This window comes from Microbacterium sp. NPDC057741, from assembly GCF_042798735.1.
Classification (GTDB): Bacteria; Actinomycetota; Actinomycetes; order Actinomycetales; family Microbacteriaceae; genus Microbacterium.
Genome location: NZ_JBHVJW010000001.1, coordinates 561,730 through 584,343 on the forward strand (window position 1 = coordinate 561,730; position 22,614 = coordinate 584,343).

The 22,614-nt window shown below is 69.4% G+C and carries 20 protein-coding genes and 1 other RNA gene; 9 read left to right on the plus strand and 12 right to left on the minus strand.

All coding sequences use genetic code 11. The annotated features are described in order from the left end of the window. Positions 1–43: 43 nt before the first annotated feature. Positions 44–976, minus strand: coding sequence for a proteasome assembly chaperone family protein (locus ACFVDO_RS02775; protein WP_378859646.1), 933 nt, complete (start codon positions 974–976; stop codon positions 44–46). A 104-nt stretch (positions 977–1,080) separates the two neighbouring features. On the opposite strand from ACFVDO_RS02775, the gene ACFVDO_RS02780 reads away from it, so the two are divergent. The 3 genes from ACFVDO_RS02780 to sucB all read left to right on the plus strand — a co-directional run bounded on the left by ACFVDO_RS02780 (position 1,081) and on the right by sucB (position 5,726). Further along, positions 1,081–2,553 carry a leucyl aminopeptidase gene (locus tag ACFVDO_RS02780; protein WP_378859645.1) on the plus strand — a complete coding sequence of 491 codons (1,473 nt, stop codon included), beginning with the start codon at positions 1,081–1,083 and terminating at the stop codon, positions 2,551–2,553. Beyond that, a complete protein-coding gene (lpdA, locus tag ACFVDO_RS02785) occupies positions 2,553–3,926 on the plus strand; it encodes a dihydrolipoyl dehydrogenase (RefSeq protein ID WP_378859644.1) in 1,374 nt (457 codons plus the stop codon). Before ACFVDO_RS02780 ends, lpdA begins: the two co-directional genes overlap by 1 nt. A 96-nt stretch (positions 3,927–4,022) precedes the next feature. Beyond that, positions 4,023–5,726, plus strand: coding sequence for a 2-oxoglutarate dehydrogenase, E2 component, dihydrolipoamide succinyltransferase (sucB, locus tag ACFVDO_RS02790; RefSeq protein ID WP_378859643.1), 1,704 nt, complete (start codon positions 4,023–4,025; stop codon positions 5,724–5,726). Positions 5,727–5,729: 3 nt separating this feature from the next. On the opposite strand, the gene ACFVDO_RS02795 is transcribed toward sucB, so the two are convergent. Beyond that, the gene (locus tag ACFVDO_RS02795; RefSeq protein ID WP_378886827.1) at positions 5,730–7,064 is read right to left on the minus strand and encodes a hypothetical protein; all 1,335 of its coding nucleotides are present in this window, start codon (positions 7,062–7,064) and stop codon (positions 5,730–5,732) included. A 136-nt stretch (positions 7,065–7,200) separates the two neighbouring features. Here ACFVDO_RS02795 and ACFVDO_RS02800 point away from each other — a divergent pair, with 136 nt between their 5' ends. Next, entirely contained in the window at positions 7,201–7,911 is a 711-nt protein-coding gene (locus ACFVDO_RS02800) for a DUF4191 family protein (RefSeq protein WP_378860144.1), read from the plus strand. A 57-nt stretch (positions 7,912–7,968) separates the two neighbouring features. Here the strand turns inward: ACFVDO_RS02800 and ACFVDO_RS02805 are convergent, their stop codons facing one another. After that, positions 7,969–9,156: a RimK family alpha-L-glutamate ligase gene (locus ACFVDO_RS02805; protein ID WP_378859507.1), complete on the minus strand. Its 1,188-nt coding sequence runs from the start codon at positions 9,154–9,156 to the stop codon at positions 7,969–7,971. A 25-nt stretch (positions 9,157–9,181) separates the two neighbouring features. On the opposite strand from ACFVDO_RS02805, the gene ACFVDO_RS02810 reads away from it, so the two are divergent. Further along, the gene (locus tag ACFVDO_RS02810; protein WP_378859506.1) at positions 9,182–9,685 is read left to right on the plus strand and encodes an ATP-dependent zinc protease; all 504 of its coding nucleotides are present in this window, start codon (positions 9,182–9,184) and stop codon (positions 9,683–9,685) included. Positions 9,686–9,688: 3 nt separating this feature from the next. On the opposite strand, the gene ACFVDO_RS02815 is transcribed toward ACFVDO_RS02810, so the two are convergent. Next, complete coding sequence (locus ACFVDO_RS02815; RefSeq protein ID WP_378859508.1) at positions 9,689–10,075, minus strand: RDD family protein; 387 nt, start codon at positions 10,073–10,075, stop codon at positions 9,689–9,691. Between the two features lie 163 nt (positions 10,076–10,238). On the opposite strand from ACFVDO_RS02815, the gene glnA reads away from it, so the two are divergent. Next, complete coding sequence (gene glnA / locus ACFVDO_RS02820) at positions 10,239–11,663, plus strand: type I glutamate--ammonia ligase (RefSeq protein ID WP_378859505.1); 1,425 nt, start codon at positions 10,239–10,241, stop codon at positions 11,661–11,663. Positions 11,664–11,740: 77 nt separating this feature from the next. Further along, positions 11,741–12,538, plus strand: a complete 798-nt coding sequence (locus ACFVDO_RS02825) for an LLM class F420-dependent oxidoreductase (RefSeq protein ID WP_378859504.1) — start codon at positions 11,741–11,743, stop codon at positions 12,536–12,538. 48 nt (positions 12,539–12,586) lie between these two features. Here the strand turns inward: ACFVDO_RS02825 and ACFVDO_RS02830 are convergent, their stop codons facing one another. The 6 genes from ACFVDO_RS02830 to ACFVDO_RS02855 are packed head-to-tail and all read right to left on the minus strand — an operon-like array spanning position 12,587 to position 18,533. After that, a complete protein-coding gene (locus tag ACFVDO_RS02830; protein WP_378859503.1) occupies positions 12,587–13,000 on the minus strand; it encodes a hypothetical protein in 414 nt (137 codons plus the stop codon). After that, positions 12,997–13,428: a cupin domain-containing protein gene (locus ACFVDO_RS02835; protein WP_378859502.1), complete on the minus strand. Its 432-nt coding sequence runs from the start codon at positions 13,426–13,428 to the stop codon at positions 12,997–12,999. The genes ACFVDO_RS02830 and ACFVDO_RS02835 overlap by 4 nt, the downstream gene beginning before the upstream one ends. Further along, positions 13,425–14,003, minus strand: coding sequence for a pyridoxal 5'-phosphate synthase (locus ACFVDO_RS02840; RefSeq protein WP_378859501.1), 579 nt, complete (start codon positions 14,001–14,003; stop codon positions 13,425–13,427). The genes ACFVDO_RS02835 and ACFVDO_RS02840 overlap by 4 nt, the downstream gene beginning before the upstream one ends. Positions 14,004–14,019: 16 nt before the next feature. After that, positions 14,020–16,995 (minus strand): bifunctional [glutamine synthetase] adenylyltransferase/[glutamine synthetase]-adenylyl-L-tyrosine phosphorylase, encoded by a 2,976-nt coding sequence (locus ACFVDO_RS02845; protein WP_378859500.1) that lies wholly within the window; start codon positions 16,993–16,995, stop codon positions 14,020–14,022. Between the two features lie 3 nt (positions 16,996–16,998). Then, a complete protein-coding gene (locus tag ACFVDO_RS02850; protein ID WP_378859499.1) occupies positions 16,999–18,336 on the minus strand; it encodes a glutamine synthetase family protein in 1,338 nt (445 codons plus the stop codon). Positions 18,337–18,341: 5 nt separating this feature from the next. Next, entirely contained in the window at positions 18,342–18,533 is a 192-nt protein-coding gene (locus ACFVDO_RS02855) for an SPOR domain-containing protein (protein ID WP_378859498.1), read from the minus strand. Between the two features lie 69 nt (positions 18,534–18,602). Here ACFVDO_RS02855 and ppgK point away from each other — a divergent pair, with 69 nt between their 5' ends. Further along, positions 18,603–19,361 carry a polyphosphate--glucose phosphotransferase gene (gene ppgK / locus ACFVDO_RS02860; RefSeq protein ID WP_378859497.1) on the plus strand — a complete coding sequence of 253 codons (759 nt, stop codon included), beginning with the start codon at positions 18,603–18,605 and terminating at the stop codon, positions 19,359–19,361. Positions 19,362–19,449: 88 nt separating this feature from the next. On the opposite strand, the gene rnpB is transcribed toward ppgK, so the two are convergent. Together rnpB and ACFVDO_RS02870 are read right to left on the minus strand one after the other, a co-directional pair. After that, an RNA gene (gene rnpB, locus ACFVDO_RS02865) (RNase P RNA component class A) lies at positions 19,450–19,805 on the minus strand. Between the two features lie 14 nt (positions 19,806–19,819). Further along, positions 19,820–21,535: a bifunctional 3'-5' exonuclease/DNA polymerase gene (locus ACFVDO_RS02870; protein WP_378859496.1), complete on the minus strand. Its 1,716-nt coding sequence runs from the start codon at positions 21,533–21,535 to the stop codon at positions 19,820–19,822. Between the two features lie 91 nt (positions 21,536–21,626). Between ACFVDO_RS02870 and ACFVDO_RS02875 the strand changes: the two genes are divergently transcribed. Continuing rightward, positions 21,627–22,466, plus strand: coding sequence for an aldo/keto reductase (locus tag ACFVDO_RS02875; protein ID WP_378859495.1), 840 nt, complete (start codon positions 21,627–21,629; stop codon positions 22,464–22,466). Positions 22,467–22,614 lie beyond the last annotated feature (148 nt).

Sequence of the window (22,614 nt, forward strand, 5' to 3'; positions counted from 1 at the left end):
ACACCCGAGAGCGTGTGGATGACATCGACGCCGATTTCCGTCGTCAGCCGCGCTTCCCGTCTTCCTCGCCGGTCGGGCGGGACGCCAGATACCTCTCCAGTTCCGCCGCGATCTCGTCGGCGCTGGGCAGGTCGCGCTCGTCGAAGCCGCCCTCATCGACGTCCTCAGGGTCGCGTCCGGCCATGTACGCGTCATAGCGGCGCTCGAGCGTGTGGACCATCTGCATCAGCTCGTCGTTGCCCTGCACCTGCTCCTCGACCCGCGATACGTACGCTTCGCGGCTCTCCTGCACCTCGTCCATCCGCAGCACCAGCCCGGTGGCCGCCATAAGCCGATCGGCGGCGGTGATGACAGCATCCGGATACTCCGTGTCGGCGAGGTAGTGGGGCACGAGCAGCACGAATCCGACCACACGATCGCCCTGCTGCGCGAAGCGATACTCCAGAAGGTGGCCGGCGGTCGACGGCACCTGTGTGCGCGGGCGCCAGACCGAGTGCGCGCCGATGAGATCGCGCCTGTTGCCGCTGACGGTGGTGCCGATCGGACGTGTGTGAGGAACGGGCATGGCGATCGAGTGCACCCAGGACACACCGGACACCTCGAACTCGGTCGCCAGTTCGAGGACCGCGTCCGAGAATGCATTCCAGGCGAAGTCCGGCTCGTAGCCGGCGAGCAGCAGGAACTGCTGCCCGAGCGCATCGTGCGCGAGGGAGAGTTCGAGCCGCGCGGGACGGAACTCGGTGAGGTGATCCTGATCGAAGGAGACGACAGGACGTCGGGCGCGGTAGTCCAACAGCATGTCATTGTCGAAGACGACGATCGGCTGCGGGCCGGCCGTCTCCTCGAGGTGGTCGATCAGACCGGATACCGCGTTGCCCGCGTCGGTGAACCCGGTGAGCAGGATGACGAGCGGCAATCCGGTCGGCACGACCGGGGCGTTCGCGACGCGTTCGTGGACGTCTCCGGTGAAGGGCATGCTTCCATGCTACGAGCCGGTCCTGCCCACGGGGCCGCGGCTCTCATGCTGAGAGCGAACAGCACGGCGGTCTCGCGCTCTCATCCCTGAATAGGATGGGAGGCATGACGCTACCCGCGCTCTCGCACACGACCGAAACGTTCCCCGAAAGCGCTGCAGACGCCGCAGTGCTCGTGATCCAGGATCCGGAGGCCACGCCAGAAGCGCTCACGGCCTACCCGGGTCTCGCGGACTTCCTCTCCGGCGTCGGCTTCCGCGGCTCCGCCGGCGCACACGCTCGCGTGCACCTGCCCGAGATCACCGCGCTGCCGCTGACCGTTGTCAGCATCGGCAAGGAGCAGACCGCCGCCGCCGTGCGCGATGCCGTCGCGACCGCCGTCCGCACGCTGACCGGCTTCAGCCGCGTCGCCGTCGGGTTCGCCCCCGGCGCGGATGCGCACGCCGCCGCCGCGGCCGAGGGGGCCGTGCTCGGCGGCTACCGCTTCGACGACTACCGCAGCGACCGCGGCCCGTCGCGAGCCGATGAGCTCGTGCTGCACGCCGAACTGACCGACGCGGACGTCTCCCGTGCCGTCGCCGTCGCTGAGGCAGTCGCCCTGGTCAAGGACCTGGTGAACGTCCCCGCGGAGTGGCAGAGCCCCGCACAGCTCGCCGACAGCGCTGTCGACGTGGTCAAGGATCTGGCCGTCACCGTCGATGTGCTCGACGAGAAGCAGCTCGAGGAGCAGGGCTACGGTGGCATCCTCGGCGTGGGGCGCGGCTCCGACCGCCCCGCGCGCCTTGTGCGGCTGGACTACTCCCCCGCCGGCGCGACCCGTCACATCGCTCTGGTCGGCAAGGGCATCACCTTCGACACCGGCGGGCTCTCGCTCAAGCCCGCCGCCAGCATGGTCGGCATGAAGTTCGACATGGCAGGCGCCGCCACGACGCTCGCCGCTGTGCGCGCGATCGCAGCTCTTGGTCTTCCGGTGCGGGTGACCGCCTGGATGTGCATCGCCGACAACATGCCCTCCGGCCGTGCCACCCGCCCCGGCGACGTGCTGCGGATGCTGGACGGGCAGACCGTCGAGGTGCTGAACACCGACGCCGAGGGTCGCCTGGTCATGGCTGACGGCCTCGTGGCGGCGAGCCGCGAGAATCCGGACGTCATCATCGACGTCGCCACTCTCACCGGCGCGATCATCGTCGCGCTCGGCATGCGCCACACCGGGGTGATGGGCAGCGAGGACGCCGTCGCCGAGTACCTGTCGGCCGCGGAGAGCGCCGACGAGCTCGCCTGGCCGCTCCCCCTTCCCGACCACATGGAGGAGTCGCTCGACTCGCCGATCGCCGACATGGTCAACGCGAACATGGGCGACCGCTCCGGTGGCTCGCTGTTCGCCGGCCTGTTCCTCCGTCGCTTCGTCGGCCGCACGTCCGACGAAGCCGACGCACCCCGCATCCCCTGGATCCACCTCGACATCGCCGGCTCCGGTGAGCACAAGGGGTCGGCGTACGGCTTCACGGAGAAGGGCCCGACCGGGGCCACCGTGCGCTCGCTGATCGCGTTCGCCGAAGCATCCGCCAAGGAGGCATGATGACCACCCACACCTTCGACGTCGTCATCCTCGGCGGCGGCAGCGGCGGCTATGCGGCCGCGCTGCGTGCTGCGGAGCTGGGCAAGAAGGTCGCCCTGATCGAGAAGGACAAGGTCGGCGGCACCTGCCTGCACCGAGGCTGCATCCCGACCAAGGCGCTGCTGCACGCGGCCGAGGTCGCCGAGCACGTCCGCGACGCGGCATCCGTCGGCGTGACGGCGACCCTCGAGGGGATCGACGCCGCCGGCGTCCGCTCCTATCGCGAGGGGATCGTCGCCAAGAAGTTCAAGGGTCTCGAGGGCCTGATCAAGGCGCGCGGGATCACCGTCGTCGCGGGTGCCGGGCGCCTGGACACCGACCGCGCCGTCGTCGTCGGCGAGGACCGCTACGTGGGCGCCGACGTGGTGCTCGCGACGGGCTCGTACAGCAGGTCGCTCCCCGGGCTCGAGATCGGCGGCCGCATCCTCACCAGCGAGCAGGCGCTCGCCCTCGACGAGGTGCCGGCACGCGTTCTCATCCTCGGCGGCGGTGTGATCGGCGTCGAGTTCGCCAGCGTGTGGCGCTCGTTCGGCGCCGAGGTGACCATCATCGAGGCTCTGCCGCACCTGGTCCCGAACGAGGACATCGCCCTCAGCAAGGGCCTGGAGCGCGCATTCCGCCGTCGCGGCATCGCGTACTCGCTCGGCGTGCGGTTCCAGTCCGCCACCCAGACCGCGGATGCCGTCACCGTCACCCTCGAGGACGGCAAGACCCTCGAGGCCGACTACCTGCTGGTCGCCGTCGGTCGCGGTCCCGCCACCGCCGATCTCGGCTTCGCCGAGGCCGGCGTCACGATGGATCGCGGTTTCGTGATCGTCGACGAGGAGCTGCGCACGGGCGTTCCCGGACTGTGGGCCGTCGGCGACATCGTCCCCGGTCTCCAGCTCGCGCACCGCGGGTTCCTGCAGGGCATCGCGGTCGCCGAGCGCATCGCCGGGCTGAGCCCGGCTCCGATGCCCGAAGCGAACATTCCGCGAGTGACGTACTGCAGCCCCGAGGTCGCCTCGGTCGGCATCACCGAAGAGGCGGCGGTGGCCGCGCACGGCGCGGAGCAGGTCGTCTCGTACGACTACAACCTCGCGGGCAACGGCAAGAGCGAGATCATCGGCACGGGAGGCCTGGTCAAGGTCGTCCGTCTCAAGGACGGTCCCGTGCTGGGTGTGCACCTGCTCGGCGACCGCGTCGGCGAGCTGATCACCGAGGGTCAGCTGGCCGTCGCGTGGGAGGCGCACCCTGAGGACATCGCACCGCTGATCCACGCACACCCCACTCAGAGCGAGGCTCTGGGCGAGGCCTTCCTGGCCCTCGCCGGGAAGCCTTTGCACGCATTGTGAAAACTTTTTCGCGCATTGTGGAAGTTTCGTTCTGTCTCTGCGCGGTCAAGGCCACTAAGCTGAACACCACACGAACATCCTGAAGGAGACTCCGACATGAGCACATCCGTGGTCCTCCCCGCTCTCGGAGAGAGCGTCACCGAGGGTACGGTCACCCGCTGGCTCAAGCAGGTCGGCGACACCGTCGAGGCTGACGAAGGCCTCCTCGAGATCTCGACCGACAAGGTCGACACCGAGATCCCCGCACCCGTCAGCGGCGTGCTCGAGGCGATCCTGGTCGAAGAGGACGAGACGGTCGAGATCGGCGCGCTGCTCGCCCGCATCGGCGACGGTTCCGGCGCGGCCCCGGCCGCCGAGGCACCTGCTGCCGCTGCCCCTGCACCCGCTGAGGCACCTGCACCCGCCGCTCCGGCACCGGTCGCTGAGGCGCCCGCACCGGCACCCGCTGCCGAGGCGCCCGCCGCCCCCGTGGCGTCCGGCGACGCCACCGACATCGTGCTTCCTGAGCTCGGCGAGAGCGTCACCGAGGGCACCGTCACCCGCTGGCTCAAGCAGGTCGGTGACAGCGTCGAGGTCGACGAGGCGCTCCTCGAGATCTCGACCGACAAGGTCGACACCGAGATTCCGTCGCCTGTCGCCGGCGTGCTGCAGGAGATCGTCGCCGCCGAGGACGAGACCGTCGCCGTCGGCGCCGTGCTCGCTCGCGTCGGCTCCGGTGCTCCCGCTGCGGCTGCTCCGGCACCTGCGGCTGCTCCGGCACCGGCTGCTCCCGCTCCCGCGGCTGCTCCCGCTCCGGCGGCTGCTCCCGCACCCGCTGCTGCTCCGGCGCCCGCCCCGGCTCCCGCGGCTGCTCCGGTTCCGGCACCCGCTGCCGACGTGACCGGCTCGGACAACCTCTACGTCACCCCGCTCGTGCGCCGCCTGGCCGCGCAGCAGGGTGTCGATCTGGCAAGCGTGCAGGGCTCGGGCGTCGGCGGTCGCATCCGCAAGGAGGACGTGCTGAAGGCTGCGGAGACCAAGACGCAGGCGCCTGCCGCGGCGGCTGCACCGGTCGCCGCCGCTCCGGCTGCGCTCGAGGTCTCCCCGCTGCGCGGCACCACGCAGAAGATGTCCCGTCTGCGCAAGGTCGTCGCCGAGCGCGCCGTGGCATCGATGCAGCAGACGGCACAGCTGACCACGTTCGTCGAGATCGACGTGACGGCCCTGGCCGCGTACCGCGACAGCGTCAAGGTGGCGTTCCAGCAGAAGACGGGCGACAAGCTCTCCTTCCTGCCGTTCTTCACCCTCGCCGCCGCTGAGGCGCTTCAGGCCTTCCCGATCATCAACTCGACGGTCGACGGCGACAGCATCGTCTACCCCGCGACGGAGAACATCTCCATCGCGGTCGACACCGAGCGCGGCCTGCTGACGCCGGTCGTGCGCGATGCGGCGACGAAGAACCTCGCCCAGCTGGCGCACGAGATCGCCGATCTCGCCACCCGCACGCGCGACAACAAGCTGAAGCCGGACGAGCTCGCCGGTGGCACCTTCACGGTGACCAACACCGGTTCGCGCGGCGCGCTGTTCGACACGCCGCTCGTGTTCCTGCCGCAGTCCGCGATCCTCGGCACCGGCGTCGTGTTCAAGCGCCCCGGCGTCGTGAACGTCGGCGGCGTCGACGCTATCGCGGTCCGCTCGTACGTGTACTTCGCGATCTCGTACGACCACCGGATCATCGACGGCGCGGACGCCGCCCGCTTCCTGGGCGCGATCAAGGCCCGTCTCGAGGCGGCGGACTTCGCCGCCGTGCTCGGCGCGTAAGCCTCACGACGATCCTGGCTGGTCCGCGACGGCATAGACGTCGCGGACCAGCCATTCGTCTTTCTGGAGGAGGAGCACCAGGATCTGCTGCTCCTCCTCCGGGCCGCCGCGACGGATCACCGCGATGTCACCGTAGGAGTCGACGAGTGCGACGTCATCGCCGGCATCCGTGGCCTGCACGGCCTTGAGCACCGCCGACTCCGATCCGTCGACGACGGCGTCCGCGCAGCGCTCGTCGTGCTCCCGCACGCACCGCGCGATCCGCTTCAGGAGTGCCGGTGCAGCAGCGGCGGGGTCGACCGTCTGCTCCGCCACCGGGTCCTGTGTGAGCGCCGGGGGCGAGGCCGGCGAGCTCGCCGCGGGACTGATCTCCGTCGCGGCCGGTTTCTCGGCATCCTGAGCCGATGCCGCCTCGTCGGCGTCACCACTCGGCCACAGCAGCCCGCCCGCAAGCACGATGACTGCGGCAGCCAGGCCGACGAGGAGCGGACGGCGACGCCCGGCTCGACTCGTAGCGGATGAACGCTCGGGCGCTGACCCGACAGGAGCATGTCTGCCCAGCCGCAGCGCGCGCCCCAGGTGCGCGCGCCCGGCGTCGAGCGCGGCCCCCAGCCATCCGACGAGGACCGTGCGCCATCCGACGCCGCGAGCTTCCAGGCCATCCACATCCGCCGGGAAGCGGTCCTCCACGACTGCTGCCGCCGCGGCGGGAGCGAACACCTCACGCTGAAGAGGCCGCGGCGCGGCGAGCTCGGTGAGGTCGGCCTCCCATCGGTCCATCCGACGCCGCGCAGCGCGCAGATCGAACAGGCCGGACTCGATGTCTGCGAGGAGTCGTTCCAGGCTCCGATCAGACCCACTCGCACGCACACGGGCGACGACTGCGCGCGTGGCCTCCGCCGCCGACTCCCCCGTGCCGAGGACGAACAACGGCCGGCCGCCGTCGGTCAGCCACCAGGTTCCCGGCAACGGGCTTCCGTCGAGCTCCATGAGGCCGCGCAGCAGGCTGCCGACCAACGTGACGCTCTCCCCGGTTCCGAGTGGCTGCGCGGCGGCGACGCGGCGGCCGAGAAATACCCCGACGCGCTCCGTGCACCATGGCAGGAGGACATCGGTGCCGTCCGCGCGGCGCACGAGGTCGAGCGGACCCGCCACGTGGTCGGCGCCCCCGTACGCCCAGAACGGTTCCCCGACGCATCCGGCAGCATCCGTGCGCACACGCACGTCCTCGCCGTCTGCGATCAGCTCGCCGCGGAACGGACCCTCCTGCGGATCGAGCACACGGATGCGGCGGTGCACGCCGCCGACCAGTGCCGCGGGCGATCTGTTGTCTGTCATCTCGCCATCCCAGCGCAGTGCGTGCCCTTGCCCGCCCCGGAATCCCGAGGCTGTGCAGGACACCTTCCACACCTCGGCCTGTGCACGATGAGTCACCGGCGGCGACGCGCCCCGGGCGACCGGTAGGCTGGTACCCATGGCAAAGCGTGATTCCGCACCTGAGAAGCGACCTGGGTTCTTCTCCCAACTGAAGTCCCTGTTCCGCTTCACGCGCGAGATCTACGGCTGGCTCCCCTGGGCCCAGGCCGCGATCGTCGTGGGCGGCGTGCTGATCGGCGTGATCCTCGGATACCTGATCCCGCCGAGTGGCGTGTTCGCGATCATCCTGTGGGGCGTGACCGGCCTCATGCTCGGTCTGCTCGGCGCGATGATGCTGATGACCCGACTCTCCACGAGCGCGATGTACCAGAAGATCGACGGCATGCCCGGTGCGAGCGGTCACGTGCTCTCGACCAGCCTCGGTCGCAACTGGCAGGCATCTGACACGCCTGCCGGCATCAACCCCAAGACGCAGGAGGCGGTCTACCGTGCGGTCGGCCGCGGCGGCGTGGTCGTCGTCGGCGAGGGCGCACGCGGTCGCCTCACGCGCCTCGTGAACGAGGAGCGCTCGAAGGCCCAGCGCGTGGCGACCGGAGTGCCGGTCACGGTTCTCTACGTCGGTCACGGCGAGGACGAGGTGCAGATCAAGGATCTCGCCAAGACGATCAAGAAGCTGCCCAAGAAGATCGACAAGGCCACGATGGCCGCCGTGATCAAGCGCATCGAGTCGGTCTCGCAGTCGGTGACCTCGCTGCCGATCCCGAAGGGGATCGATCCGATGAAGGCCCGGGCGCAGCGCCCGCGCTGATCCACCACAGAGCTCATGAGAAAGGCCCCGTCCTCGGACGGGGCCTTTCTCATGCCATCATTCGCCGAGCGGCTGCTTGGGCAGTCGGCGCACCTTCGCGCGCCGGCGCGGTCGCTCCGGAATCATCGAGCGCATCTCATCGAGTTTGCCGAAGCAGAGCAGCCGGTCCCCCGCCTCCAGCACGACGTGCTTACGCGGATTCGGGATGACGGTCACGCCGCGGTGCAGGGTGAGCACGGTGATGTCGCGGTCCCACAGTCCCAGGTCTCCGAGCTGCTTGCCGACCTGCTCGGCACCGGAGTGCATGACGAGCTCGGCGACGCCGTATCCGGTCGACACGCTCAGCCGCTGACGGACGTCGATGTCGGGGAAGGCGACCTGCTCGGAGATGTAGTCGATGATCGCGCCCGCGACGTCGAGCTTGGTGGCCGCTTCGATTCCCTGCAGTCCCGGAGAGGAGTTGACCTCCATGACCAGCGGACCGTCCTCGCCCTCGAGCATGTCGACGCCGGCGACCCGCAGGCCCATGATCTGGGCCGCGCGCACCGCCGTCTGCTCGTACACCGGGTCGAGGGTGACCGGCTCCACCCGGCCGCCGCGGTGCACGTTGGAGCGGAACTCGTCGCCGTCAGCGACCCGTCGCATGGCTGCGACGACACGCCCGCCGACGACCAGGGCACGGATGTCGCGCCCGCGCGACTCGGCGATGAACTTCTGGATCAGCACGTTCTGCTTCGTCGAGTGCAGTGTCTCGATGATCGCCTCGGCCACCTTCACCTGCGGCGCGAGGATCACGCCGATGCCCTGGGTGCCCTCCAGGAGCTTGATGACCACCGGTGCTCCACCGACCCGTTCGATCGCCGGACGCACGTCCGCGCGATTGCGCACGAAGGCTGTCGCCGGCATCGCGATGTTGTGCCGCGACAGGATCTGGTTCGCGCGCAGCTTGTCGCGCGCGCTGGAGATGCCGTTGGCCGTGTTCGGCGTGTAGACGTCCATCTGTTCGAACTGCCGCACCACGGCGGTCCCGAAGTACGTGATCGAATTGCCGATGCGCGGCAGGATCGCGTCGTAGTCGCTGAGCTGCTTGCCGCGATAGAACAGGTCCGGTTCATCCGCTGTCAGATCGATCGCGAACCGCAGGGTGTTCAGGACCTTGACGTTGTGCCCGCGCTGCTGCGCTGCAGCACGAAGACGCTGGGTGGAGTAGGACTGCGGCGCTCGGGAGAGGACGGCGATCTTCAACGGGGATTCCTGCCAGGATGTAGGGATGGGTCGGTCTTCTCATTCAAACACGCTCACGGGGTGGCGTGAGTGGGTCGCGCTGCCCGATCTCGGCGTGGCGTGGATCAAGGCGAAGATCGACACCGGCGCGCGCACCTCCTCGCTGCACGCATTCGATGTCGAGGAGTTCACTCGCGACGGCGCCGAGTGGGTCCGCTTCCGGGTGAACCCCTGGCAGGACACCTTCGCCGACGCCGTGCGCGCCGAGTACCCGGTGCATGATCGTCGCGAGGTGCGCAGCTCTTCTGGGCACACCGAGATCCGTCTGGTGGTGCAGCTGGTGGTGCGCCTGGTCGACCAGGAAGTCACCGCCGAGGTCACGCTCACCAATCGCGATGAGATGGGCTTCCGCATGCTGGTCGGACGCGAGGCGCTGCGTCAGGGCTTCGTCGTCGACCCGGCGCGGTCGTTCCTCGGCGGGCGCGCACCAAAGGAGGCACGCCGCCGCAACCGCGGCAAGGACCCTGCGACAGGCTCCGCCACCTCGTAGCGGTCAGGCGCGGATCAGCACCAGCCCTGATGCCTTGTCATGCAGGCCCCGCTGATCTGCGTCCCAGATGACCGCGGGGATCACGACCACGAGCAGCAGCGTGCGGATGATCGGCCGCCACAGCCCCGACCAGCCGCCGCCCAGCCGGATCACGCGCATGCCGAGGATGCGGTGCCCAGGGCTGCCGCCCGCGGTGGGGATGAACAGGATCTGCATCACGGCGAACACCATCATCGGCGCGAACTGACGCCACCCGGCCTCGGCGGGCAGATCGAACTGGTTGTAACCGAGGAAGCCGATCGCGATGATCGTGGCTGCCAGGTAATCGATCGCCAGCGCACCGATGCGGCGACCGACGCGGGCGATGCTCCCAGGCCCCGTCTGCGGCATTCCGAGGCGCTCTCCGGGGTACGTGTTCACAGCATCCGTCACGGTTCCAGCTTAGGCGTCGCCTGTAACATGCTCGAAACACGGCAGACACGGCGGGGAAACCGCCTCTCCGTAATCTGCCTCGTGGGCCAAGTCCCCCGAATCCCTTCCACAGGAGTGCTACATGTTCAGTGAACCGTCCGAGCTGCTCGCCTACATCAAGGAGAACGACGTCAAGTTCCTTGACATCCGCTTCACCGACCTGCCAGGTGTGCAGCAGCACTTCAACATCCCGGCCTCCACGGTCGACGAGGACTTCTTCCGGGACGGACAGCTCTTCGACGGCTCCTCGATCCGCGGCTTCGCGTCGATCCACGAGTCCGACATGCAGCTCATCCCCGACGTGACCACCGCGTACATCGACCCCTTCCGCGAGGCGAGCACCATCGTGATGGTGTTCGACATCTACAACCCGCGCACCGGCGAGATCTACTCGAAGGACCCGCGCCAGGTCGCCAAGAAGGCCGAGAAGTACCTCGCCTCCACCGGCATCGCCGACACCGCGTACTTCGCCCCCGAGGCGGAGTTCTACATCTTCGACGACGTGCGCTACTCCGTCACCTCGGGTGAGAGCTTCTACAAGGTCGACTCCGAGGAGGCCGCGTGGAACTCCGGCCGCGAGGAGGAGGGCGGCAACCTCGGGAACAAGACCCCGTTCAAGGGCGGATACTTCCCGGTCGCGCCGGTCGACAAGACCGCCGACCTGCGCGACGACATGACGCTGCGCCTGATCGACGCCGGCTTCCACCTCGAGCGATCGCACCACGAGGTGGGCACCGCGGGGCAGCAGGAGATCAACTACCGCTTCGACACCATGGTGCATGCGGCCGACGACATCCTGAAGTTCAAGTACATCATCAAGAACACGGCCGAGGAGTGGGGCAAGACCGTCACGTTCATGCCGAAGCCGCTGTACGGCGACAACGGCTCGGGCATGCACACGCACCAGTCGCTGTGGCTGGACGGCAAGCCGCTGTTCTTCGACGAGAACGGCTACGGCCAGCTCAGCGACACCGCCCGCTGGTACATCGGCGGTCTGCTCAAGCACGCGCACGCCGTGCTCGCCTTCACCAACCCGACCCTGAACAGCTACCACCGTCTGGTGAAGCACTTCGAGGCGCCGGTGAACCTGGCCTACTCCGCCGGCAACCGCTCCGCCGCGATCCGCATCCCGCTGACCGGCTCGAACCCGAAGGCCAAGCGCATCGAGTTCCGCGTTCCGGATGCCTCGGGCAACCCGTACCTCGCGTTCGCCGCGCAGCTGATGGCCGGCCTCGACGGCATCCGCAACCGCATCGAGCCGATGGAGCCGATCGACAAGGACCTCTACGAGCTGCCGCCGGAGGAGGCCAAGAACATCCCGCAGGTGCCGAACTCGCTGCTGGACTCGCTCGAGGCTCTCCGCAACGACCACGACTTCCTGCTCGAGGGCGGCGTGTTCACCCAGGAGCTCATCGACACCTGGATCGACTACAAGTACAACAACGAGATCCTGCCGATGGCGCAGCGCCCGCACCCGTACGAGTTCGAGCTGTACTACGGCGTGTGATCAACGCCTGACCAGTGAATGCCCCGCCTTCCCCTTGGGAGGCGGGGCATTCCCATAGAGTCGACCTGGAGGAACACATGACGTCTGAACACCGCCCCGTCCGCATCGGCGTGCAGATCCAGCCTCAGCACGCGCCCTACGAGAGGTTCCGCGACACCGCGGCGGCGCTCGAGGACCTCGGCGTCGACGTGCTGTTCAACTGGGATCACTTCTTCCCGCTCCGAGGAGAGCCTGACGGCCTGCACTTCGAGTCGTGGACGATGCTCGCGGCCCTGGCGGAGCAGACCAGCCGTGTCGAGATCGGTGCGCTGGTCAACTGCAACAGTTACCGGAACGCGAATCTGCAGGCGGACATGGCGCGCACGATCGACCACATCAGCGCGAAGGGCGGTCAGGGCCGGTTCATCTTCGGCACCGGATCGGGCTGGTTCGAGCGCGACTACGACGAGTACGGCTTTGAGTTCGGAACCGTGGGCAGTCGCCTGGACGCGCTCGCGAGGGATCTTCCGATCATCGAAGGCCGGTGGGCAAGGCTGAACCCGCCCCCGACCCGTCACATCCCCGTTCTCATCGGAGGGGGCGGCGAGAAGAAGACGCTGCGGATCGTGGCGCAGCACGCCGACATCTGGCACTCGTTCAGCGACGCGGCCACTCTCGAGCGCAAGCTCGGCATTCTCGCGGATCACGGTCGTGCTGTCGGCCGGGACACGACTCAGATCGAGATCTCCACGGAGATCGGCAACCGCAGTCTGGACGAGGTCGAGCAGCAGTACGCCCTCGGCGCAACCCTCTTCACCATCGGCATCTCCGGCCCGGACTACGACCTCGCCCGCGTCCAAGACTGGATCGCCTGGCGCGACGACAAGAACCGCTGAGCATCGCAGGGGCCGGGCGTCACGATGCCCCGCGCACGGCCCCTGCGATCACGCCCCGACGCTCCGGTACACACCCGACACGAGCGGCTGCAGCTCGCCGTCGCCGGATGCTGCGGCCAGGTGCATCGTCAGCACCTTGCCATCGGATGCCAGGCGCATGACGTTGCGGCCGCGCTCCGAACTCCGCTCCAGGACGAGCTCTCCGTCGATCCACGCAGCTGTGCCCGGCGCGGCAGGCACGAACCCGTAGGAGTCGAACCACCACCAGCCGTCTCCGTGGACGACGCCGTGCCCCGTCATCGAGCCGTCCGTGCGCGTCTCGGAGTAGTCGACGATCAGGGCGTCGCTCGGGCCGGCGGCGAGCACCAGCTCCGCCTGTGCACGCCCCGCCGGCGTCCACGCAGTGGCGAACACCTCTTCCTCGCCCGCCCAGCGGCCGTGCAGGGTCTCGAGCGCCGTCACCACGGCATCGGCCGTTCGGGCGCACGCGTGCTGTCATTCGGCATGTGCGGCAGCTCCTCGCCTCCGGCACGGATACAGAGCCAGCGCAGCTCTCCGGGGCTGTCCGGCAGCGCCCGCCAGGTGCGCCAGACGTTCTGGCCGACTCGAACGACCGTGCCGGGCCCGACATCGACGACATCATCGTCGAGGCCCATCTGGCCTCGTCCGTCAAGGAAGACGTAGAGCTCCTCCACGCGGCTGTGCGCGTGCCAGTAACCGGCCTGCTCCCCCGGCAGCAGTGCGTTGGCGGTCATGCCGATGTACTGCATGGTCAGTTCATGGTCGACCACCCGGCGGCCATCCCGTGATCGGTTCTCGTCGAACCCGCCGAAGTGGCCCCGCCAATCGTCCAGACCACCGATCTGAGTGACTTCGTAACTGTCGGTCATCCTGCATCCTCTCTCTGTTCACCGCTCCGCACGGCGTGCGACCAGCCGTCGCCCCGTCGCTCGTACACCAGCCTCAGGTGCCGGCGATCCGCCGATCCCTGCCAGAACTCGATCTGCTCGGGCACCACGCGCCAGACTGCCCAGTCCCCCTCGGCGACACCCTCGCGGGCCGCTGCGGAGCGCGCCGCGAGATCTGCGGCGGACTCCTCCTCGGCCGCCCGCACGACCGGCCCGCGCACGCGCACCGCGCGCACCTGCGCCTGCCACCAGAAACTCAGCGCCGCCGCCGGATGCACCGCGAGCTGATGCCCCTTGGCAGACGAGCGCGTGCTCGCGAACGCCCATCCCAGCCGGTCGACGTCCTTGAGGATCAGCGTCCGGGCATCCGGGCGTCCCTCCTCGTCGACGGTCGACAGGGTCATCGTATGGGGCTCGGCGATTCCGGCAGCCAGCGCCTCGTCGCACCAGACGAGGAAGAGCGCCACGGGGTCATCCGGTGCGGAGAGCGGATCGAACGACGGCGCCGTTCCGGTGAGCGCGGGCACGGCGCGCAGCAGGCCTCGGACGGAGCTCATCATGCGATCCTCTCGGTCAGCCGTAGAAGTGCTTCTCGAACACGCGCCGGGCGCGCCGGGTGACCCGCAGGTAGTCCTCGTCGAGCTGCGTCGCCGAGCGATCCGGATAGCCGAGAAGCCTCGCGACGGCGTCCAGCTCGCGACGATCGGCCGGCAGGATGTCGGTCGCCTTGCCCGTGTACAGCGTGATCGCAGATCGCAGCCGGCTGGACATCAGCCACGCCTCGCTCAAACGGGTCACGGCCGAGGCAGGCAGCAGCCCCGCATCCTCTGCAGCGGAGAGCGCGCCCAGCGTCGACGTCGTGCGCAGCCCCGGCAGGGCGGCGGCGTGCTGCAGCTGCAGCAGTTGTGCCATCCATTCCACGTCGCTGAGCGTGCCGGGGCCGAGCTTGAGGTGGCGGCGCGGATCGGCGCCCTGCGGGAGCCGCTCTCCTTCGACCCTGGCTTTGATCCGCTTGATCTCGCGGACGTCCTGGAGCCCGATCGACTCCGGGTAGCGGATGCCGTCGGCCAGCTCCATGAACCGCGCGGTGAGCTTGGCGCTCCCGGCGACGCCCCGTGCCCGCAGCAGCGCCTGGGCCTCCCACGACAGCGACCAGCGCCGGTAGTACTCCGCATACGCGTCGATCGAACGGACCATCGGACCGTTGCGGCCCTCCGGCCGAAGATCCGCGTCGAGCTCGAGCGGCAGCCTGTGATCCGTGAGGTGCTCGCGCAGCCCCGCGACGACCTTGGCGGACAGGCGCTGCGCGGTCTGCGGGTCGACACCGTTCGCGTCGTACACGAAGAGCACGTCGGCATCCGATCCGAAGCCGAGCTCGGCGCCGCCGAACCGGCCCATGCCGATGACGGCGAAGTCGAGGGCCTCATGCTCGGGCGGCACGGTCTCGCGCCACACCGCCCGGAGCGCGGCCTGGATCGCCGCGCCGGTGATGTCGGTGAGGGCCTGCGCGACCTGGTCGATGGTGAGCACGTCGAGCACCGCACCCATCGCCGTGCGAAGCAGCTCACGACGGCGCATGGCGCGCACCGCTTTGGCCGCGTCGGCGACGGTGCTGTGCCGGGTCTGGATGGCCCGCGCCTCATCGTCGAGGGCTTTGGCCGAACGCGGCCGCAGCTGAGCCTCGCTGTCGAGCCAGGCCACGGATTCCGGAATCCACTCCATCAGCTCGCCGATGTACTTCGACCCGGACAGGACGCGAGTCAGGCGTTCGGCGGCGCCGGCGGAGTCTCGCAGCATGCGCAGGAACCACGGGGTGTCTCCGAGGCGCTCGCTGATCCGGCGGAACGCGATCAGGCCGTAGTCGGGGTCGCTGCCGTCGGCGAACCATCGCACCATGATCGGCATGAGGGAGCGCTGCACCACCGCCTTGCGGCTGAGTCCTCCGGTGAGCGCGCCGATGTGACGCAGCGCACCCGCCGGATCGCGGAAGCCGATCGCTGCGAGCCTGTCGTGCGCCTGCGCGGCGGACAGCGTGCGCTCCTCCTCGGGGAGAGCCGCCACCGCGCTGAGCAGCGGCCGGTAGAACAGCCGCACGTGCAGCTCGCGCACCTCACGGCGGATCGCCTCCCACCGCCGCCAGATCCCGGCGGCGGTGTCGGAGAGTCCGGTGGCCCGCGCCAGCACCCTCAGCCCGGCATCGGTGCGGGGCATCAGGTGGGTGCGCCGCAGGTCACGCAGCTGCAGCCGATGCTCCAGCAGGCGCAGCATCCGGTAGTCGGCGCCGAAGACGGCGGCCTCCGCGCGGCCGATGTACCCGCGATCGCGCAGCGCGTCGAGTGCCTCGAGAGTGCCGCGCACGCGCAGAGACTCGTCAGCGAGGCCGTGCACGAGCTGCAGCAGCTGCACGGTGAACTCGATGTCGCGCAGGCCGCCCTCCCCCAGCTTCAGCTGGTATGCGGCGTCCGCCGGGTCGATGTGCGCCGTGACGCGCTCGCGCATCTGCTGCACGCTGTCCACGAAGTCGTCGCGTGCGGCGCTGGACCAGATCAGGGGCTGCACGGCGGCGAGGTACTCCTCGCCGAGCACGTGGTCGCCCGCCAGCGGCCGCGCCTTCAGCAGCGCCTGGAACTCCCAGCTCTTCGCCCAGCGTTCGTAGTACGCCAGGTGCGAGGCGAGCGAGCGCACCAGCGCGCCGTGCTTCCCTTCCGGCCGGAGCGCGGCATCCACCTCCCACAGCGGAGGCTCCACCTCCATGCCTGACAGGATGCCCATCACGTCGCGCGCGAGACGGGTGGCATGGTCGAGCGCCCTGGACTCGGCGAGGACTTCCTCGTCATCGGTGCCGCCGACGAAGATCACGTCGACGTCGCTGATGTAGTTCAGCTCGCGCGCCCCCGCCTTTCCCATGCCGATGATCGAGAGCCTGGTGGCCTTTACCTCGGCCACGGGAACCGACTCCGACAGTCGAGCGCGCGCGACCGCGAGAGCGCCTTCGAGCGCTGCACCCGCGGCATCGGCCAACGCCGCACAGACCTTGTCGATCAGCCCCACAGGATCATCGGATGTCACATCGACGAGCGCGATCTCGCTGAGCACCCGGCGGTAGGCGACGCGCAGCGCGATCACCGCATCCTCGCCGCCATCGACGGCGACGCCGTCGACGGATCGCACCGCGTGCAGCGTCCGTTCGCGCATGGACTGTTCGTCGGGCAGCGCCGGCGCGGGGTCCGCGAGCACCGCGAGATGTTCCGGATGCCGCAGCAGGAACTCCGCCACGCCGGAGGAGGCGCCAAACAGTCGCCAGGCGCGCGAGCGCGCCCCGGCATCCGCCAGCAGCGGAGCGAGGTCGCCTGGCGCGCGCCGGGCGACCCGAAGCAGGCCTTCCAGCGCAGCGTCCGGATCGGCCGCCCCCGCGCCCTCCAGGAGCGCGGCGCGCGACGATCCGGTCAGCGCCGCGAGCTCCTCCAGTGCAGCCGACGCCGTGCTCAGCTCGGCGAAGCCGAGCCGGGCGAGCGCCGACAGCGAGACGGACTCGTCCTGGCGGGCCATGGATCAGAGCAGCTCGAGGTTGCTCTTGAGCTCGAACGGCGTGACCTGGCCGCGGTACGCCTCCCATTCCTTGCGCTTGTTCAGAAGCACGTAGTTGAACACCTGCTCACCGAGGGTCTCTGCCACCAGCTCGGAGTCCTCCATGAGCTCCAGCGCATGGTCCAGGCTCGCCGGAAGCGGCGCGTAGCCGAGCGCCCGACGCTCGGCGTCGCTCAGCGTCCACACGTTGTCCTCGGCCTCCGGAGGCAGGTCGTACTCCTCCTCGATGCCCTTCAGACCGGCCGCGAGGATCAGTGCGTACGCCAGATACGGATTCGTCGCGGAGTCCAGGCCCCGGTACTCGACACGCGAGGACTGGCCCTTGTTCGGCTTGTACATCGGCACGCGAACGAGCGCGGAGCGGTTCTGGTGGCCCCAGGTGACGAAACTGGGCGCCTCGCCGCCGCTCCACAGCCTCTTGTACGAGTTCACGAACTGGTTCGTGACGGCCGCGATCTCGTTGGCGTGTCGCAGCAGGCCGGCGATGAAGTTCCGGCCGGTGCGGGAGAGCTGATACTGCGCGCCCTCCTCGTAGAACGCGTTCACGTCGCCCTCGAACAGCGACATGTGCGTGTGCATGCCACTGCCCGGATGGTCGCTGAGCGGCTTGGGCATGAACGTGGCGTACACGCCCTGCTCGATCGCGACCTCCTTGATGACGGTGCGGAAGGTCATGATGTTGTCGGCCGTCGTGAGCGCGTCGGCGTAGCGCAGGTCGATCTCGTTCTGCCCGGGGCCGCCCTCATGGTGGCTGTACTCCACCGAGATGCCGAGGTCCTCCAGCATCCGCACCGCGCGGCGGCGGAAGTCGTGCGCGGTGCCGCCTGGCACGTTGTCGAAATAGCCCGCGGAGTCCGCAGGGATCGGTCCCTCCGGGCCGATCTGCGAGGACTTCAGCAGGTAGAACTCGATCTCCGGATGCGTGTAGAACGTGAATCCGGCATCCGACGCCTTCGCCAGCGTGCGACGCAGCACGTGTCGCGGATCGGAGACCGCGGGCTGCCCGTCGGGCGTGGTCAGGTCGCAGAACATGCGAGCGGTGGGGTCGATCTCCCCCCGCCACGGCAGGATCTGGAAGGTCGTCGGGTCGGGCTGAGCCAGCAGATCCGACTCGAACGAGCGGGTGAGCCCCTCGATCGCCGACCCGTCGAAGCCGATGCCCTCCGCGAATGCGCCCTCGACCTCCGCCGGCGCGATCGCGACCGACTTCAGCGTGCCGATCACATCGGTGAACCACAGGCGCACGAACTTTACGCCGCGCTCCTCGATGGTCCGCAGCACGAAATCACGCTGTTTGTCCATAGGTGTCAGTCCCAGCCGTTCTCGGCCGCTTCTTCCTCGGCCCACTTGTTCGAGCGCTCCGTCATGACCTCCGGAGCGCGGGCCGCCTCAGCCGCAGTGTCGAACGGGCCGACACGGTCGTAGGACGTCGAGATCATGCCGTACTCGACCTGCTTGGTGGTCAGGTTGTACCAGTACTTGTCGTCACCCTCGGGCATGGCCCCATCCCTTCGTCAGCTGTTGTCACGATCCTAACGTCGGGTCGCGCTCTCGGTAGGCTAATGGTCATGGCACAAGCGATCGGCGTCGACATCGGCGGCACAGGCATCAAGGCGGGAATCGTCAATCTCTCGCACGGCACTCTCGACTCCGATCGCATTCGGGTTCCCACTCCGAAGGGCGCCGCTCCCGCCGACGTGCTGACCGCCGTCAAGCAGGTGCTCGACACCCTCGGCGTCGCCGACTCGGACCTGCCGCTCGGAGTCGCCTTCCCGGCGATCGTGAAGAACGGCAAGACGCTGTCCGCCGCGAACATCTCGAAGGACTGGATCGGGTTCGAGGCCGAGAAGTTCTTCGAGGACGGCCTCGGCCGCCAGATCCACTTCGTGAACGACGCGGATGCCGCCGGCGTCGCCGAAGTGCGCCACGGCGCCGCGCGCGATGCGCAGGGCCTCACCATCCTCGCGACGCTCGGAACCGGCATCGGCTCCGCGTTCCTCTACGACGGCGTGCTCCTGCCGAACACCGAACTCGGCCACCTTCTGTACAACGGCACCTCGGTCGACACCGACTCGATCGAGAAGTGGACCGCATACTCCGCCATGGAGCGCGAGAACCTCTCCTGGGAGGAGTGGTCGGCGCGGCTGCAGGTCTTCTTCAGCCACGTCGAGTTCCTGTTCAGCCCCGACCTGTTCGTGGTCGGCGGCGGCGTGTCGAAGCACCCGGAGAAGTTCATCCCGCTGCTCGAGCTGAACACCCCGATCGTCCCGGCGATCCACCGGAACTCGTCCGGCATCATCGGCGCGGCGTCGCTCGCCGCCGACTGAGCCTCACGCCCGGGCGATCTGTCGGGGACCTCAAGACGCATCAGAAGCCCCGGATTCCGAACGGAGTCCGGGGCTTCGTCGTGTGAGGTGAACGGGCCGGCCTGTACGCCGGGTTCTGTCCGGGGGCTCACGCCCCGTGGACGGTCATCTCTCTCGGCGACACGTTGCCGTGCCGCTCCAGCGGCCTACCCGAGGACTCGGCGAGCCGCGTCAGCATCCTCTGTCTGGCCTTGCTCCGGGCGAGGTTTACCTGGCGGGCCGTGTCACCACGGCCCCCGGTGGTCTCTTACACCACCCTTTCACCCTTACCTCTTGCGAGGCGGTCTGCTCTCTGTGGCACTGTCTCGCGGATTGCTCCGGGTGGGTGTTACCCACCGCCCTGCCCTGTGGAGCCCGGACGTTCCTCGGTGCGGTCACCCGCAACGCGACCGTCCAGCCGACCCGTTCACCCTTCGATTCTAGGCGTCTTTGCCCGCGTCATCCGCGACGCGCAGATCGAGGGGGATCTCGATGTCGAACCCGGGGAACAGGCGTGCGGTCGCCGCATCGGCGGCAGCCCTGACGATCGCGGCCGCGGCATCCGACTGCTCGGCAGGGCAGTGCACGATCACCTCGTCGTGCAGGAAGAACGCGAGATGGGCGGTGCTCCGGAACACCGGACCGGATGCCGGTGCCGGCGACTCCGCGGCGGGAAGTGCCGACAGCCGATGCCGGATCTCGGCCAGCCACAGCAGCGACCACTCCGCGGCAGTGCCCTGCACGACGAAGTTGCGGGTGAATCTCCCCCGGTCCCGCGCGCGGCTGCGCGCCCGACGCTCCTCCGCGCCGCCCGCTGTGGGGTCGCTGGCGCGGGACTGCGCATCGCGCCAGGCTCCGTCCGGGGGCGGCGAGCTGCGGCCCAGCAGGGTGGACACGACCCCGCCCTCCTCCCCCGTGCGCGCGGCGCGGTCGACGAGCGCCATGGCCTTCGGGAACACCCTGCGCAGCCGGGGCACCAGACGACCGCTCTCCCCCGTCGTCGCGCCGTACATCGCGCCCAGCACCGCGTACTTCGCCTCGGTGCGGGTCGCCACCGCACCGGAGCGGACCACCCCCTCGTAGAGATCCGCTCCGCGTGCCGCAGCCGCCATTGCGGAATCCTGCGACATCGCGGCGAGGACCCGGGGCTCGAGCTGCGCGACGTCCGCCAGTACGAACCGCCACCCGGCATCCGCGCGGACCGCGGGGCGGAGGCTGCGCGGGATCTGCAGTGCTCCCCCACCGCTGGATGCCCAGCGACCGGTGACCACCCCGCCGGTCAGGTAGATCGGGCGGAACCGGCCGTCGCGAACCCACTCCCGCAGCCAGGCCCAGCCGTTCGCGGTGTGCAGTCGCGCGAGCTTCTTGTATGCGAGCAGCGGTTCGACAGCCGGATGCTCGTGCTCGGCGAGCTCCCACCGCGAGGTCGACTCGACGAGGATCCCCGCACGGTGCAGCGAGCGCAGCAGGCGGGGCGGACTGTCGATCGGCACCTCGCGCTCGCCCAGCTGCTCCGCCACCTCGACGGCGAGCCGCGCCATCTTCGCCGGGCGCGCACCGGTGAGAGGGCGCGGCCCCAGCGCGTCTTCGAGCAGTCGTTCGTGCGCGGCGACGTCCCAGGGCAGCCCGGCGGCCGTCATCTCCTCGGCGACCAGCGCCCCTGTCGACTCCGCCCGGCAGAGCAGATCGAGCCTGGCATCCGGTGCGCGGCGGAGTGCGGCGCGCTGGCGCGCCCACTCGGCGAGCAGCTCCTCGATCCCGTCGACCGGTGCAGCAGCCGCTTCCACCTCGAACAGCGCCTGCGGACGCGGCTCCGCGGCCTCGGTGCGGAGCCAGAGAGCGGATGCGGGCACCGGCGGCGCCAGCGATGCGGTGTCGCGCAGGATCGCATGGCAGAGCAGCAGATCGTGCGCGCGGCGCAGCCGGATGCCCGCAGCCAGCAGCGGCGGGTAAGTCTCCCGCAGCGTCCGGACGACCCACAGCGGTGTGGCCTGCTCCGCGCGCGCGACGGCGGCGGCCAGGTCCTCGGGAGGACAGGTCTCACGGTCGAGCTCGATGCCGTCGGCATCGCACCGCACCAGCACCCATGAGCCTGTGGCATCGCGCCCCAGCGCGACGGCGGCGGGGCGCTGCGCCGTCGCATCCGGTTCGTTCACGTCTCGACGTTACGCCAGACCGGCGACACCGGGACGCGAGCGTCTAGCGTGGAATGCAGGACCAGACCGACCGCCGACTGAGGGAGCCATCATGACCGACTCATCCGCCTTCACCGCACACAACGGGTTCACCCTGCCTCCGCAGGGGCTCGGCACCTACAACCTGCGCGGTGAGGCCGGGGCCGACGCCGTCCGCCAGGGCATCGAGCTCGGCTACCGCCTGATCGACACCGCCTTCAATTACGAGAACGAAGGCGCCGTCGGCTGGGGCGTCGCCGGCGCCGCGGTCGACCCCGCCGAGCTCATCATCACGACCAAGCTCGCCGGCCGGCACCATGCCGCCGGTCGGGCGCGCACGGCGCTCGAGGAGAGCGGGTTCCGCCTCGGCGTGGATCAGGTCGACATCGCGCTCATCCACTGGCCGAACCCGAGTGTCGACCTGTATGTGGAGGCGTGGCAGGCGCTGATCGATGCGAGGGAGCGCGGCCTGGTCCGGCAGATCGGCGTCTCGAACTTCCTGCCCGAGCATCTCGAGCGGATCGAGGGTGCCACAGGCGTGCGTCCGGTCGTCAATCAGATCGAGCTGCACCCGCACTTCCCGCAGCAGGATGCCCTTGCGTACCACCGGGAGCGCGGCATCATCACCGAGGCCTGGAGCCCGCTCGGTCGCGCCCGCGATGTGCTCGAAGAGCAGGCGATCATCGACATCGCCGGCGCACATGGCGCGACGACGGTGCAGACGGTGCTCGCCTGGCACCAGGCCCGTGGGGTCGTGTCGATCCCGAAGGCGGCCGACCCGGCGCATCAGCGTCAGAACCTCGCGGCCGGCGACATCGTGCTCACCGCGGAGGAGGTCGAACGGATCACCTCGCTCGGCCGTGCCGACGGGCGTCTGTTCGACGCCGACCCGCGCACCCACGAGGAGCAGTGACGCTCACCTGCCGGTGAGGCCCCGAGTCCCCCGCGAGTTCTGGGTGAGACCCCGGGTTCTGCGCGAGACGTGCGTCGCGCACCTGGGTCTCATACAGAGCTCGGGGTTTCGCCGCGACGCCAGACGACCGCCCGCGGTCACGGACCAG